Source organism: Halomicrococcus gelatinilyticus (assembly GCA_024227995.1).
Classification (GTDB): Archaea; Halobacteriota; Halobacteria; order Halobacteriales; family Haladaptataceae; genus Halomicrococcus; species Halomicrococcus gelatinilyticus.
The window spans coordinates 828,402-841,975 of record CP100465.1 but is presented as its reverse complement, the minus strand read 5'-3'; the positions used below and the strand labels follow the sequence as shown (position 1 = coordinate 841,975).

Genomic DNA, 13,574 nt, shown 5'->3' with positions numbered 1-13,574 from the left:
GCTGTAGGCGGCCGCTTCTGGCCGCTCGCCCGCTGCAGCCGCCGCCGTGTGCGCCAGCTAGAGTTATCTCCGTGTGCGACGTAGTGACGCTCGAATGTCGAACACGTACGAATGCGAGCGGTGCGGACACCGGACGAGCGCGGACGGACAGCCAGGGGTCTGTCCGGAGTGCGGTGACGAGATGCGGAACGTCAGCGTGACGCGGGAGTAGTCAGGCGACGGACGCTCGCTCCCGGTCGCCCGCCGGGAGCTCCTCGTCGGTCAGCGACCGGAGGGCGGTCAGCGACTCTTCGACGGCGTCGAGGTCGTCGTCCACCGCCGCGACGAACGCCGCCGCCTCCTCGGTCGTCACTGCACCCTCGTCTGTCGCCTCGACGAGTCCTTCCTCCTCCAGCAGGCGGAAGGAGACGCGAATCTCGTGATGTTCGTAGTCGAGGGCCTTCGAGGTGCGCCGGATTCCGACCGGCTGGTTCTCGCGGACGAACGCCAGGGTCTGGAGCGCGCGCGAGAGCAGGTCGACCTCGCGCTGGAGACTGTCGAGCACGAGCGTGGGATGTGACGCGTCCGTCTAAAGCGTTCCTGCGGAGCGATATGGGGGTGTACGGAGGGATACCGAGTGGTACCGAGCGGAACGTACTCGTCCGTCGTCCGCTCCGGTCCGCGGCGGACGTCCGACCCAGTGCGGGCGAGCGGTATCCTCAAGTGAACTGCCCCCTACGGAGAATCCATGGCCGACGACGCGGCGGTGCTCGTCATCGGTGGCGGGTCGACGGGGACCGGCATCGCCCGTGACCTCGCGCTCCGGGGCGTCGACGTGACGCTCGTCGAGCAGGGCAACCTCACGCACGGGACGACGGGCCGGATGCACGGGCTGCTGCACAGCGGCGGCCGGTACGCCGTCTCCGACCCCGCGAGCGCCCGCGAGTGCATCGCGGAGAACCGCGTGCTGCGCGAGATAGCGACCCACTGCGTCGAGGAGACCGGTGGCCTGTTCGTCCAGATGCCGGGCGACTCCGACGACTACTTCGAGCGGAAGCTCCGGGCCTGCCGCGACTGCGACATCCCCGCCGAGGTCGTCTCCGGCGAGGAGGCCCGCGAGCGCGAACCCTACCTCTCCGACGCCGTCGAGCGCGCCATCGCGGTCCCCGACGGCGCGGTCGACCCCTTCCGGCTCTGCGTCGCCAACGCGGCCGACGCCGAGCGCCACGGCGCGCGCATCGAGACGCACGCCGAGGTGACGGACGTGCTCGTCGAAGACGACAGGGTGGTCGGCGTCGAGGTCCGCCACGAGAGCGGGCCGGGGAAGCGCGACCACGCCGCGCCGGGGACGACCGAGCGCATCACCGCCGAGTACGTCGTCAACGCGACCGGCGCGTGGGCGGGCCAGCTCGCCGCGATGGCCGGCGTCGACGTCGCGGTCCGCCCCTCGAAGGGCGCGATGGTCGTGATGAACTGCCGGCAGGTCGACACGGTCGTGAACCGGTGCCGGCCGAAAGGCGACGCCGACATCGTCGTCCCCCACGAGACGACCGCCATCCTGGGGACGACCGACGAGGAGGTCGACGACCCCGCCGACTACCCCGAGGAACAGTGGGAGGTCGACCTGCTCGTCGACGAACTCGCCGAACTGGTTCCCATCCTCGGCGAGTCGCGGACCGTCCGGTCGTTCTGGGGCGTCCGCCCGCTGTACGAACCCCCGGACCGGGGCACCGCCGACTCGACGGACATCACCCGCGACTTCTTCCTGCTCGACCACGCCGAGCGCGACGGCCTCGCCGGCTTCGCCAGCATCGTCGGCGGGAAGTTCACCACCTACCGGATGATGGCCGAGGCGGTCGCCGACCACGTCTGCGCCGAACTCGGCGTGCGCGGGCGTTGCCGGACGGCCGACGAACCCCTGCCGGGCAGCGAGGACCCAGGCGTCCTCCGCGAGCAGATGGCCTCGTTCGGCCTGCGGTCGCCGGTCGCCCGCCGGAGCGCCCAGCGTCTCGGCAGCCGGACGGCGGACGTGCTCGACGTCGACGGGGCGAATCCCGTCGTCTGCGACTGCGAGGCCGTCACGCGCGCCGAACTGCAGGACGCCATCGACGACGCGGGGACCGACCTCAACGCCGTCCGCATCCGCACCCGGGCGTCGATGGGCAACTGCCAGGGCGGCCTCTGCGCTCACCGGATGGCCGCCGAACTCCATCCGGAGTACGACGAACCGGCCGCCCGCGCCGCGCTCGAGGACCTGTTCGCGGAGCGCTGGCGGGGCGAGCGCCACGCGCTCTGGGGCGAACAGCTCTCACAGGCCGCGCTCACGTACGCCCTGCACGCGACGACGATGAACCGCGACCGCGCCCCCGAAGACGGCGGCGACGTGAATTTCAACGAGTTCGACGGAGGGACGGATGCCGATTAACGACGACGTCGTCGTGGTCGGCGGCGGCCTCGCGGGGATGACGGCGGCGCTCGCCGCCGCACGCGAGGGAGCGGACGTCCGCGTCGTCACGAAGGCCGAGAGCACGCTCCGGCAGGCGAGCGGCCTCGTCGACGTGCTCGGCTACCTCCCGGACGCGGACGGACCGGTCGTCGACCCGTTCGACGCCGTCGACCGCCTCCCGCCGGAGCATCCCTACCGTCGGGTGGGCGTCGACGGCGTCCGGGCAGGCCTCGCGCTGTTCGACGCCGTCGCCGACTACGCGGGCGGCCACACCGACCGGAACGCGCTCGTCCCGACCGTCGGCGGGTCGGTCAAGCCGACGGCGCGCTATCCCGCGAGCGTCGCGGCGGGCCTGGCGAGCGACGAACGGGACGCACTGCTGGTCGGTTTCGAGACGGTCGTCGACTTCGACGCGCCGCTTTCGGCCGACCGCCTCGCGGCCGCCGGCGTCCCGTTCGACGCCTCGGGCGTCACGGTCGCGTTCCCGGGAGACTTCCGCGCCGACGCACCCGTCACCCGCCTCGCCCGCGCACTCGACGAGAACGAGCGGGTCGAGCGCGAGGGACGGGCTGGCGTCGGCGAGTCGCTGCCCGTCCGGCGGGCGCTCGCCGAGCGGGTGGCACCGCACCTCGACGGCGCGGAACGGGTGGGCTTCCCCGCCGTCCTGGGCGTGGACGACCCCGACGAGGTGCGCGCCGGCATCGAGGCCGAACTCGGCGTCGACGTCTTCGAGGTGCCGACGGGCCCACCGAGCCTGCCCGGGATGCGCCTCGAATCGGAGTTCGAGGCCGCACTCGACGACGCCGGCGTGGCCGTGACGGCCGGCAACCCCGTCGTCGATTTCGAACGCGATTCGGGCCGGGTCGCGGCCGTCGTCGTCGAGCGCAACGGGGCGCGGATTCCCCACGCCGCCGACCAGTTCGTGCTGGCGACGGGCGGGCTGGTCGGGAAGGGCGTCGACTCCGACCGCGACGGCGTCCGCGAACCGGTCTTCGACTGCCACGTCGCCGCCCCGGACGACCGCTACGAGTGGTTCGACGACGACCCCTTCGGCGACCACGCCTTCGCCCGGTTCGGCGTATCGACCGACGACGAACTCCGGCCGCTCGACGCCGGCGGCGACCCCGAGTTCGACAACCTCCGCGCGGCCGGCGCGGTGCTCGGCGGTTACGACCTCGCGGCCGAGAACTCCGGGAGCGGCGTCTCGCTGGCGACGGGCGTGGTGGCGGGGCAACGAGCGGGCGAGCTGGCGACGGCGGACGGCGAGGCAGCGACGGGGAACAGGGACGGCGGCGAGTCGGCGGTGGGAAGCGAAGCGAGCGAGCAGACGACTGCGAGCGGCGAGGGTGATCCATGACAGAGAACGAACTCACCGACGTGTTCACGGGCGAATCGATGGACCTCAGGCCGGGGTCCGACGACTGCTACAAGTGCTCGACCTGCGACACCCGGTGTCCGGTGGCGGCTGTCGACGACGAGTTCCCCGGGCCGAAGTTCCAGGGGCCCGAGCAGTGGCGACTCCGGCGCAAGGACGACCAGGACGTCGACCCCTCCGTCATGTCCTGCTCGAACTGCATGCGCTGCGACGACGCCTGCCCGTCGGACGTCCCCCTGAGCCAGATGCACAACACGGCCCGGGCGGACTACGTCGACGAGGAGATGGACCGCCTCTCGCGGGCGTACCTCCGCAACCGCCTGCTGGCGAACTACGGCCGCCTCGGGGCGTGGGGCGCGAAGTTTCCCCGTCTGACGAACGCCGTCATGGGCAACCCCGTGACGAAGTGGCTCAACGAGAAACTGCTCGGCATCACGAGCGAGCGCGAGTTCCCCGCGTTCGCCGCGCAGACCTTCCGCGAGTGGTGGGACGCGCGCGGCGGCGCGCGGGTCGAGAGCGACGAGAGGCGCGTCGCCTACTTCCACGGCGACTACGCCAACTACAACACGCCGGAGGTTGCGAAGGCGCTCGTCAGGGTGTTCGAGTCGTTCGGTTACGAGGTCGCGGTGCCGGACCAGCGCTGCTCGGGCACGCCGATGTTCGCCAACGGGATGCGCGACGACGCCCGGCGCGCCGCGCGGTTCAACGTCGAGACGTTCGCACACCTCGTCGAGCAGGGGTACGACGTGGTCTGTTCCTGCACCTCCTGCTCGATGGCGCTCCGCCAGGAGTACCCCGAACTCTACTCGTTCGACGGCACCGCCGCGGTGGCCGCGAACACCTACGAGGCGCTGGAGTACCTCCGCGTCCACGAGGACCTCGACGGCGAACTCGCGGACGCCAGCGTCCCCCAGGACGAGTTCGGCGACCTGGCCTACCACGCGCCATGCCACGCCCGCAACCAGGGCATCGCCGGCCAGGCGGTCGAGGTGCTCGACGACGTGGCGGGCGCGGACCCCGCGGACGTCGGCGACTCCTGCTCGGGCATCAGCGGCACCTACGGCTGGAAGGAGGAGAAGTACGACGCCTCGATGGCCATCGGCGAGGAGATGTTCGAGCACATGGAAGCGGTGGAGGGCGAGACCGGCATGACCGAGTGTCCGACCTGCGCGATGCAGATGGAGCACGGAACCGGCTACGAGATCCGCCATCCCATGGAGGTGCTCGACGCCGCGCTCGTCGCGGACTGATTCTGGCACTTCTTTCACCGACTCGTGCTCGGGGTTGGGAGCTGATGTTCCGATACCGGCCCACCAGCGTCAGTTTCGAGAAACTGGTCAACTGCCAACCTGGTGGATTGAAAGGGCGAGGGTGGGTCGGCGAACCCCGGCGATGTAAGCACTGCAGGCCGCGTCGCGGCCGAAGCGCGCAGCGAGCCGCGGGAGCCGAGCCACCCGAGGGCTTTCAGGTGGTCTTGGTGTGCCCGCTACAATTCAGGGCTTTTGTCAACCTCCAGTTCCGCAGACGACCAGTTACTTTACCCTCCCGACCATCGGTCCGCACATGGCACTACGGCTGTACGCGCTCGACGGCTGTCCGTTCTGCGAGCGGGTCCACGACGCGCTCGAAGACGCGGACCTGGCGTACGAGACGGAGTGGGTCGCGCCGCTGCACTCCGAACGGGACGAGGTCGCCCGCGTCAGCGGGCAACGGATGGTACCCGTGCTCGTCGACGACGAGCGCGGCGTCACGATGGCCGAGAGCGAGAACATCGTCGAGTACGTGGAGCGGAGCCTGACATGAAGGTCTACACCGGCCGCGGCGACGAGGGACAGACCGACCTGCGGGACATGTCTCGCGTGTCGAAGACGAGTCCGCGCATCGAGGCCTACGGAACGGTCGACGAGGTGAACGCCCTCCTCGGGCGGGTCCGGCCGACGGGGTACGACGACGTCGACCAGAAGCTTCGCGCGGTCCAGAACCACCTCCACGTCGTCCAGGCGGACTTCGCCAACCCGGACCCCGACGAGGACGACCCGCAGGTGACCGAGGCGCACGTCGCGGACCTGGAGGACTGGATGGACGGCTACGACGAGGAACTCGAACCGTTAGAGTCGTTCATCCTCCCCGGCGGCGGCGAGGCGGGGGCGGACCTCCACCACGCGCGGACGGTCTGCCGGCGCGCGGAACGCCGCGCCGTCGCGCTGGCCGAGGCGGAGGAGGAGGTCGTCAACGCCGCGGCCGTGACCTATCTCAACCGGCTCTCGGACGCTCTGTTCGTGTTCGCGCGTCTCGTGAACCAGCGCGACGGCGAACCGGAGGAGAGTCCGACGTACTGAGAAGAAAAACCGCTCCCGTCTACTGCGCTACAGTCCGAGTTCGCGGCCGATGACGAGGTGCTGGATCTCGCTGGTGCCCTCGCCGATCTCCATCAGCTTCGCGTCGCGGAGGTGGCGCTGGGGCGCGAAGTCCTCGGTGTAGCCGTAGCCGCCGAGCACCTGGACCGCGTCCTCGGAGACCGTGCGCGCGGACTCGCTGGCGTCGAGCTTCGCCATCGCGCTCTCGTGGCTGACCGACTCGCCCTGGTCGTACTTCGTCGCGGCCTTGTGGGTGAGCAGGCGCGAGCGCTCGATCTTGCGGTCCATGTCGACGATCTTGTTCCGGATGGCGTCGAACTTCGAGATGGGCTGGCCGAACTGCTCGCGCTCGGTGCTGTACTCCTTCGCGGCCTCGAACGCGCCCTGGGCGATGCCCGTCGACAGCGCTGCGATGGAGATGCGGCCGCCGTCGAGCGTCTTCTTCGTCTGCTCCCAGCCGTCGCCCTCCTCGCCGAGCAGGCGGTCCTCGGGGAGACGCACGTCCGAGAGCTGGATCTCGCAGGTCGGCGAGGCGTTCAGGCCCATCTTGTCCCACACCGTCGTCACCTCGAAGCCGTCGTCCTCTTCGGGGTCGACGATGAACGTCGAGATGCCGTCGTAGCCCGCGTCGGGGTCGGTGACGGCCTTCACGAGGACGCTGCCGGCGACGTTCGCGTTCGTGATGAACTGCTTGGTGCCGTTCAGGACCCACTCGTCGCCGTCCTCCTCCGCGGCTACGCCGCTCCGGTTCGAGGCGCTCTGCGCCTCGCGTTTCTCTGCGGTCGTGTCCATGTCGCTGGCGTCGCTCCCCGAACTGGGTTCGGTCAGCGCCCACGAGCCGAGGTACTCGCCCTCGGCGAGTGGGCGGAGCCAGCGCTCCTTCTGCTCCTCGGTGCCGAACAGTTCGAGGGGTTTGGACGCCAGCGAGACGTGCGCGGCGTACGAGAGGCCGACCGACCCCGACACGCGGCCGAGCTCCTCGGTGACCAGGGCGTACATCAGCTGGTCGCCGCCGAGGCCGCCGTACTCCTCGCTGACGGGCACGCCCATCATGTCGAGGTCGGCGAGCTGGTCGAAGACGTCGGCGGGGAACCGGTGCTCGTCCTCGATCTCCTGCGCGATGGGTTCGATCTCCTCCTCGCAGAACTCGCGGACGGTGTCCCGAACCATCCTGTGCTCGTCGGGAAGACTGAAATCCATGCGCAAAACTTGCGCTACCTGTGGCATAAAGACAGCGAACCCCCGCCGTCCGGAACTGTCGGCGTCATGGCCGCCCGCACGGCAGTTCGCCGGGCCGTCGGTCGGCTCGGTCCATCACGCGAACTCCGAGAGCGTCCGTTGCCCGGCCAGCAGCGGGCGCGCGTCGTACCCCCGCTTCTGGAGGTGCGCGGCGAACGTCTCGTCGAAGCCGTGGTGGGTGTACACCGTCTCGGGGTCGACCGCCTCGACGACGGTCAGCAGTTCGTCGAAGTCGCAGTGGTCGGTGAGCGGGAAGGTGACGTCGTAGCCGCCGCGGTACAGGAACGAATCGTCGACCGCCCACCCCGAGAACCCCGCCTTCAGCCCGCCGACGCGCTCGACGAGGTCCGCGACCCAGTCGCTGCGGGCCTGATTGGCGGGGAGGACGATTATCTCGTCGCCGTCGAGGTCGTCGGTCCGGAGGGGTTCGGCGTCGAACGCGACGCCGGTCGCCGCCTCGATGGCGTCGTTGACGGTCAGGACGGAGTCGCTGGCGACGATGGGGCGGTTCGTCGCCTCCCGGGCGAGCTTCTGGAGCTTCTGCGCCCGGCCGAGCGAGTAGCCGAACAGGAAGAGCGGGTCGTCGTTGTCGGCCAGCCAGTCGCGTATCTCGGCTTCGAGGTCCGACTGCGCCGGGAAGCGATACGCCGGGTCGCCGTAGGTCGTCTCCATCACGAGCACGTCGGCCGGGACGGGGTCGAACCCGGAGAGGTAGGCCCGGTCGCGCGTCGAGAAGTCGCCCGTGTAGAGGACGCTCCGGTCGTGCCCGCCGACCCCTTCGATGAGCGCCGCCCGCGACCCCGCGACGTGGCCGGCGGGGAGCAGTTCGATGCCCGGTAGCGAGTCGGTGAACTCGACGGCCGTACCGGTGCGCGCCTCCACCAGCGCGGCCGTGGTCGCAGAGCAGCAGACGGCGTCGGGCGTCCGCCGGAACGTGTGGTCGGCGTGGGCGTGGCTGACGATGTTCACGTCGCCGACCGCGCTGCGGGCGTCCGCGACGACGGTGCCCGTCGCTCCGCCGACGTCGACGTGGATGCCGTCCTTCCGTCGGATCACGGTCGACGTTGGAGCGGACGGACCGTGAGCGTTGCGTTGACGTGCACGTGGCCCGACTGCCGTCGGCCGCTATCACTCGTCGACGAGGTTGGCGAACTCCTCGATGGGGAGCAGCTCCATCGTCTGCATGTCCAGTCCCTGGTTCTCGACCGCGAGGGCGGCCTTGAACGCCGCGTCGCGGTCGGGGGCGTCGATGATGATCAGGAAGTCGTACTCGCCGAGGATGGCGTAGCTCTGTTCGAGGTCGGCGTCGTACTCCTTCAGCTGGTTGCGGAGGTCGCCCCAGATGGACGCCAGCTTCTGGACGTTCTGGACGCTGCCGCGGATCTTGACGAGGGAGACGTATTTCGACATGGTCGCAGGGTGACGACGTTCGACGCGAAAACCGTTTTGGGTAACTGGTTACGTGTTCGCGACGCCGTCTCACGTACGTTCGCGGCTGCGATGTGGCCGTCGAAGGCCGACGCGACCGTCCGCGACGGCAAGCGTCCCCACGGTTTTTGCCGCCCGGCGCTCGACTGCTCCCATGGACAAGCAGGACCTGCGCGAGCGCGTCTGGGACGGTCTGGAGGACGCCGGCGAGGCCCGGTTCCCGTTCCCGCCGCACGGTCGAATCCCGAACTTCGCGGGCGCCGACGCCGCCGCCGACCGGCTGGCCGCCCTGCCGGAGTGGGAGGACGCCGACGTGCTGAAGGCGAACCCGGACGCGCCGCAACTTCCCGTGCGACGGCGCGCGCTGGCCGAGGGCACGGTGGTGTACATGGCCCAGCCGCGACTGCGCGACGAGCGGCCGTTCATGAAGCTCGACCCCGCCGAAATAGGCGACACCGACGCTGCGGCCACGGTGTCGAAGATGGACCGGTACGCCGAGCCGGTAGGGCCGGACGCCGTCCCCCACGTCGACCTCGTCGTCTCCGGGAGCGTCGCCGTCACGGAGGCCGGCGCGCGCGTCGGCAAGGGCGAGGGGTACAGCGACCTGGAGTTCGCCGTCCTGCGGGAACTCGGTGCCGTCGACGACGCGACGACGGTCGCGACCACCGTCCACGAGCTGCAGGTCGTCGACGAGTCTGCGCTGGACGCGCCGGCACCCCACGACGTGCCGATGGACGTCGTCGCGACGCCCGAGCGCGTCGTCCGCACGGAATCCGCGGACGACCGCCCGACGGGGATCCGCTGGGACGACCTCCCCGAGGAGCGCGTCGCGGAGATCCCCGTGCTCGAACGGTTCCGGCCGTAATCGAGAACACTCGACGGCAACGGCGGCTTATCCGCGGTCGTCGGGCGAATAACGAACTGTGGCCGGGCCGTGACGTCCGTCATGCGCGACGACGTCCTCCGCTCCGTCGCCGTCGGACTCGCCTTCCTGATCGTCCTCGGAACTGTCACCCCCGGTGCCCAGGGAACGGCTGGCCAGGACGCACCGACGGCACGCCAGTCGGGAGCATCGACGCTCGACGGCTGCACGACCGTCGACGAACCGGGACGCTACGTACTCACGCAGGACGTCCGCAACGCTAGCGTCGACACCTGCATCCGCGTGACGACGAACGACGTAACCCTCGACGGTGCGGGCCACGCGGTCGACGGCGTCGGAGCGTTCGGCTCCGCGGGCGTCCTCGTGACGGCGGGGTCGAACGTCACCGTCCGGAACGTGACCGCGACCGACTGGGACGACGGCGTGCGCCTCACCGGCATCGCCGGGGCGACCGTCACGAACACGACGACGGCGCGCAACCGCGTCGGCCTCTCGCTGGTGTCGCTGCGCGACAGCACGGTCGTCGACAACGTCGCCAGGTCGAACGCCGTGGCGGGCACGTTCCTCGTCGGCGCGAGCCGGAACAACGTCCTGCGCAATACGACCGTGACCGACAACGCTCTCGTCGGTCTGCAACTGGTCGAGGCGCGCGACAACACCCTGGTCGACACCGTCGCGCGGCGCAACGAGTTCGGCGTCGCCCTGTTCGGCGCACGGGGGAACGACGTCGGCGACACCGTCGCCACCAACAACAGCATCGCCGGCGTCTGGCTCTCGGGCGCCAGCGACAATCGCGTCCGGAACAGTCGGGTGTCGAACCCCTTCTACGGCATCTACCTCGCCGACGGCGCCCGCAACAACACGATCGTCTCGAACCTCGCCCGGAACAACGCCGTCGGCGTCCGCCTCCGGTCGAGTCACGGCAATACCATCCGCAGCAACCGCGTGTTCGACAGCAGCGACACGGGTATCCTGCTCATCTCCAGCGACGACAACCGCGTCGTGGGCAACCGCGGGGCCGACAACCGCCGCGACGTCGTCGTCTCGTCCGCCTCGCAGGGCAACGTCCTCGCGAACAACACGCTCGGCCCGGCGAACGCCGGCGGATGAGAGGTACGCAACGCTCCACGACGGCCAGCGTTACGACGTGTCGGCGTACTCCCGGGCGAACACGTCCAGGACGGCGCCGAGTATCCCGAGGACGATGGGGCCGAAGAACAGTCCCATGAAGCCGAGGGCGTACACGCCGCCGAAGATGCCGACGACGAGGATGGCCGGGTTGAGCTCCGCCTCGTGGGCGCTGATCATCGGCCGGAGGTAGTTGTCCGAGAGGCTGACGACCACGCTCCCGTAGACGAACAGGAAGGCTGCCGCGGCCGACTGACCGACGACGAAGAGGTACACCGACGCCGGGAACCAGATCACGGACGCGCCGATGAGCGGCAGCAGCGACAGCAACGTGGTCACGACGGTCCAGAAGACGACGCTGGGCACGCCCGCGACGAACAGCCCGATACCCGTCAGGACGCCCTGGACGAGACCGACCAGTACGTTCCCGACGAGGACCGCCCACATCACCTGGTCCATCTCCTCGAACAGTTCGGATTGCACGTCGTCGGGCAGCGGCGTGATCGCGCGGAGCCACCGGAGGAACGTCTCGCCGTCGACGAGCAGGTAGTAGAGCACGAACGCGATGACGGTGAGGCCGACGAACGCCGTCGAGACGCCGCCGAACACGCCGAGCACGCTGCCGACGATGGCCGAACTGCCGCCGCCGGACCGCTGGAGGAGGGCGGCCAGATCTATCCCGCCCAGGTCGACGGCGAACCCGGTGTACCGCTCGACGAACCGTTCGACCGCGTCGATTCCGACGTCGCCGCGATCGACTGCCATCGCCAGGTCGACCGCCTGTTCGGCCGCCACGGCGAGCACGAGGCCGACCGGGACGAGCACTACGACCGTCGTCGCGATCAGGAGCACCAGCGCCGAGACCCGTTCGCCGACGCGCGGCGCCAGTCGCTCGTGGACGGGCCAGAGGACGTATCCCAGCAGGACCGCCGCGAGGACGTACTGGAGGAACGGCCGCACGAGTAGCACGGCCAGCAGCCCGAACACCGCGGCCAGCACCAGGAGGAAGGCCCTGTCGCGCTTCATGACGGGCCGACGGCGCGGACGAGCATAAAGCGGACGCCGCCCCTGCCGACGGCCAGCGTCGTCGTTCGCGGAAGCTGTCGGATCGCTTATCGCTACTCTTTTGTCGAGCGCCGCTACAGATAGTCGCATGAAGGCCGTGTACTCGGCGGGCCGCGCCAACGATTCGATCGAGTGCGACGACGTCTCGGAGGGGGAGAGCGGACTCTACCTCCAGGACGCCTCCGGGAACAACATCGGGTACATCCCCTACGACTCGCTGCTCCGCGTCGAACCGACCGACGAGCGGTAGGGCGAACGGTCGGCCGGCCGTCTCTCTCCTCTCTGCTGTTCTCACGATCGTGTCGCCGTCTTGGGGGCCGATCTCATTCCTTCGCCCCACCGCGTATCATGAGGCGATCAAACTACGGTACTCCAGGCGAGAGAACGATGCCGTGGGTGATGGTGTAGCGTGAGAGTGCTCGTCGAATCCTCTGAAAGACGTCGTCGACCACGTCGGGCTCACTATCCGGGTACGTAGTCCCGGCGATCACCGGAGCACGAGGATTCAGTGGGCAGTGAGCTCAGGTCGCGACGCGGCAGATCGCCGACCTACTTTCACCCTCGCTCGGAATGGGACCGTTCTATCGAAGAGTCGGGTAAGAAGGACGAGAAGTTCCATCGGAAGGCTGTGATGCGTTTGAATGCAGGTTCGACGACGTCAGATGATGCTACCTGCCGCTACCCCGATGATCGAACCTGGATGCTCCGCACCATCGAATGCTACACGAAGCGTGGGTGGTCATACACACGCGCCAACTTTACATCTCGCCGACGTATCCCTGTTCGACTCTGGCGCAATTTGTGGTGTTGGCCCTCAAGACCGGAGCAACACGAAGGAACAGGGACTCTCTTCCGGGCCGTGATTTAGAGTATCAGCTCTGATATTACCAGATAGGTTTATTGGGGTGAAGTGTTTCGGCACCGAGTACGTCCATTGGTTGATACCACTTGGACAGGTGATCGATACAATGAAAGAGAAAATTCAAAAACGACTCGACGACCGCGGTCAGGTCGGTATCGGGACGCTCATCGTGTTCATCGCGATGGTGCTGGTCGCCGCGATCGCGGCGGGCGTGCTCATCAACACGGCGGGCTTCCTGCAAACGAAGGCAGAACAGACCGGCGAGGAGAGTACCTCGCAGGTCTCCAACCGCGTGCAGGTCGTCTCCGGCTTCGGTAACGTCACTACGAACGAACAGGTCGACTACATCAACCTGACGGTGATGCGCGGCTCCGGTGCCGACGACATCAACCTCTCCAGCGCCACCATCGAGTGGATCGGCCCCGAGACGGCGACGACGCTGACCAACGGCAGTACGGCTAGCGCCGATCACTTCAACGTGTCGGCGATCAAAGACACGGACGACTCACAGCCGGTCCTGAACGATCAGGACGACCGCTTCGCGATAGAGATGGACGCGAGCGACATCTCGAGTTCGCTCGGTCCGGGTGAGGAAGTCGAACTGAAGCTCACCACCCAGTACGGTGCCGTGACGATCTACCGGGCGAACGTCCCGCAGTCGCTCTCCCAGGAGAGCGCAGTCACGGTCTGATCTCCGAACCGCTCACACTTTTTTCGGCGTACCCGACTGGCTGCATTCTCTACGGTCGCGTCTGTCCTCGCTGTTACAGTCCAGTTGGCCGCCAGTGCGACCGTAACTACGGGTTTCGCGA

The 13,574-nt window shown here is 68.8% G+C and carries 15 protein-coding genes; 10 read left to right on the top strand and 5 right to left on the bottom strand.

Features of this window, described 5'->3' with window-relative positions; translation table 11 throughout:
- The first annotated feature begins 94 nt into the window (after window positions 1-94).
- Window positions 95-211: a rubrerythrin-like domain-containing protein gene (locus tag NKT36_RS04500; RefSeq protein WP_327052754.1), complete on the top strand. Its 117-nt coding sequence runs from the start codon at window positions 95-97 to the stop codon at window positions 209-211.
- On the opposite strand, the gene NKT36_RS04495 is transcribed toward NKT36_RS04500, so the two are convergent.
- Window positions 212-544 (bottom strand): hypothetical protein, encoded by a 333-nt coding sequence (locus NKT36_RS04495; RefSeq protein ID WP_327052753.1) that lies wholly within the window; start codon window positions 542-544, stop codon window positions 212-214.
- A gap of 183 nt (window positions 545-727) precedes the next feature.
- Here NKT36_RS04495 and glpA point away from each other — a divergent pair, with 183 nt between their 5' ends.
- From glpA to NKT36_RS04470, 5 genes are all read left to right on the top strand, one after another.
- Window positions 728-2,404 carry an anaerobic glycerol-3-phosphate dehydrogenase subunit GlpA gene (gene glpA, locus NKT36_RS04490; protein ID WP_327052752.1) on the top strand — a complete coding sequence of 559 codons (1,677 nt, stop codon included), beginning with the start codon at window positions 728-730 and terminating at the stop codon, window positions 2,402-2,404.
- On the top strand, window positions 2,394-3,782 hold the full coding sequence (glpB, locus tag NKT36_RS04485) for a glycerol-3-phosphate dehydrogenase subunit GlpB (protein ID WP_327052751.1): 1,389 nt from the start codon (window positions 2,394-2,396) through the stop codon (window positions 3,780-3,782). Before glpA ends, glpB begins: the two co-directional genes overlap by 11 nt.
- Window positions 3,779-5,050, top strand: a complete 1,272-nt coding sequence (locus NKT36_RS04480; RefSeq protein WP_327052750.1) for an anaerobic glycerol-3-phosphate dehydrogenase subunit C — start codon at window positions 3,779-3,781, stop codon at window positions 5,048-5,050. The genes glpB and NKT36_RS04480 overlap by 4 nt, the downstream gene beginning before the upstream one ends.
- A gap of 313 nt (window positions 5,051-5,363) precedes the next feature.
- A complete protein-coding gene (locus tag NKT36_RS04475; RefSeq protein WP_327052749.1) occupies window positions 5,364-5,603 on the top strand; it encodes a glutathione S-transferase N-terminal domain-containing protein in 240 nt (79 codons plus the stop codon).
- Window positions 5,600-6,139: a cob(I)yrinic acid a,c-diamide adenosyltransferase gene (locus tag NKT36_RS04470; RefSeq protein ID WP_327052748.1), complete on the top strand. Its 540-nt coding sequence runs from the start codon at window positions 5,600-5,602 to the stop codon at window positions 6,137-6,139. The genes NKT36_RS04475 and NKT36_RS04470 overlap by 4 nt, the downstream gene beginning before the upstream one ends.
- Window positions 6,140-6,166: 27 nt before the next feature.
- On the opposite strand, the gene NKT36_RS04465 is transcribed toward NKT36_RS04470, so the two are convergent.
- The 3 genes from NKT36_RS04465 to NKT36_RS04455 form a co-directional block, all read right to left on the bottom strand.
- Window positions 6,167-7,357, bottom strand: a complete 1,191-nt coding sequence (locus NKT36_RS04465; protein WP_327052747.1) for an acyl-CoA dehydrogenase family protein — start codon at window positions 7,355-7,357, stop codon at window positions 6,167-6,169.
- Between the two features lie 114 nt (window positions 7,358-7,471).
- A complete protein-coding gene (locus NKT36_RS04460) occupies window positions 7,472-8,452 on the bottom strand; it encodes an MBL fold metallo-hydrolase (RefSeq protein ID WP_327052746.1) in 981 nt (326 codons plus the stop codon).
- 72 nt (window positions 8,453-8,524) lie between these two features.
- Window positions 8,525-8,806, bottom strand: coding sequence for a GYD domain-containing protein (locus tag NKT36_RS04455; protein ID WP_327052745.1), 282 nt, complete (start codon window positions 8,804-8,806; stop codon window positions 8,525-8,527).
- 172 nt (window positions 8,807-8,978) lie between these two features.
- Here NKT36_RS04455 and NKT36_RS04450 point away from each other — a divergent pair, with 172 nt between their 5' ends.
- Together NKT36_RS04450 and NKT36_RS04445 are read left to right on the top strand one after the other, a co-directional pair.
- Complete coding sequence (locus NKT36_RS04450; protein WP_327052744.1) at window positions 8,979-9,689, top strand: 5-formyltetrahydrofolate cyclo-ligase; 711 nt, start codon at window positions 8,979-8,981, stop codon at window positions 9,687-9,689.
- Between the two features lie 81 nt (window positions 9,690-9,770).
- Complete coding sequence (locus NKT36_RS04445; protein WP_327052743.1) at window positions 9,771-10,817, top strand: right-handed parallel beta-helix repeat-containing protein; 1,047 nt, start codon at window positions 9,771-9,773, stop codon at window positions 10,815-10,817.
- Window positions 10,818-10,847: 30 nt separating this feature from the next.
- On the opposite strand, the gene NKT36_RS04440 is transcribed toward NKT36_RS04445, so the two are convergent.
- Window positions 10,848-11,861, bottom strand: coding sequence for an AI-2E family transporter (locus tag NKT36_RS04440; RefSeq protein ID WP_327052742.1), 1,014 nt, complete (start codon window positions 11,859-11,861; stop codon window positions 10,848-10,850).
- Between the two features lie 127 nt (window positions 11,862-11,988).
- Here NKT36_RS04440 and NKT36_RS04435 point away from each other — a divergent pair, with 127 nt between their 5' ends.
- Both NKT36_RS04435 and NKT36_RS04430 read left to right on the top strand, forming a co-directional pair.
- A complete protein-coding gene (locus tag NKT36_RS04435) occupies window positions 11,989-12,150 on the top strand; it encodes a hypothetical protein (protein WP_327052741.1) in 162 nt (53 codons plus the stop codon).
- Between the two features lie 718 nt (window positions 12,151-12,868).
- Complete coding sequence (locus tag NKT36_RS04430; protein ID WP_327052740.1) at window positions 12,869-13,453, top strand: archaellin/type IV pilin N-terminal domain-containing protein; 585 nt, start codon at window positions 12,869-12,871, stop codon at window positions 13,451-13,453.
- The last annotated feature ends 121 nt before the right edge of the window (window positions 13,454-13,574 follow it).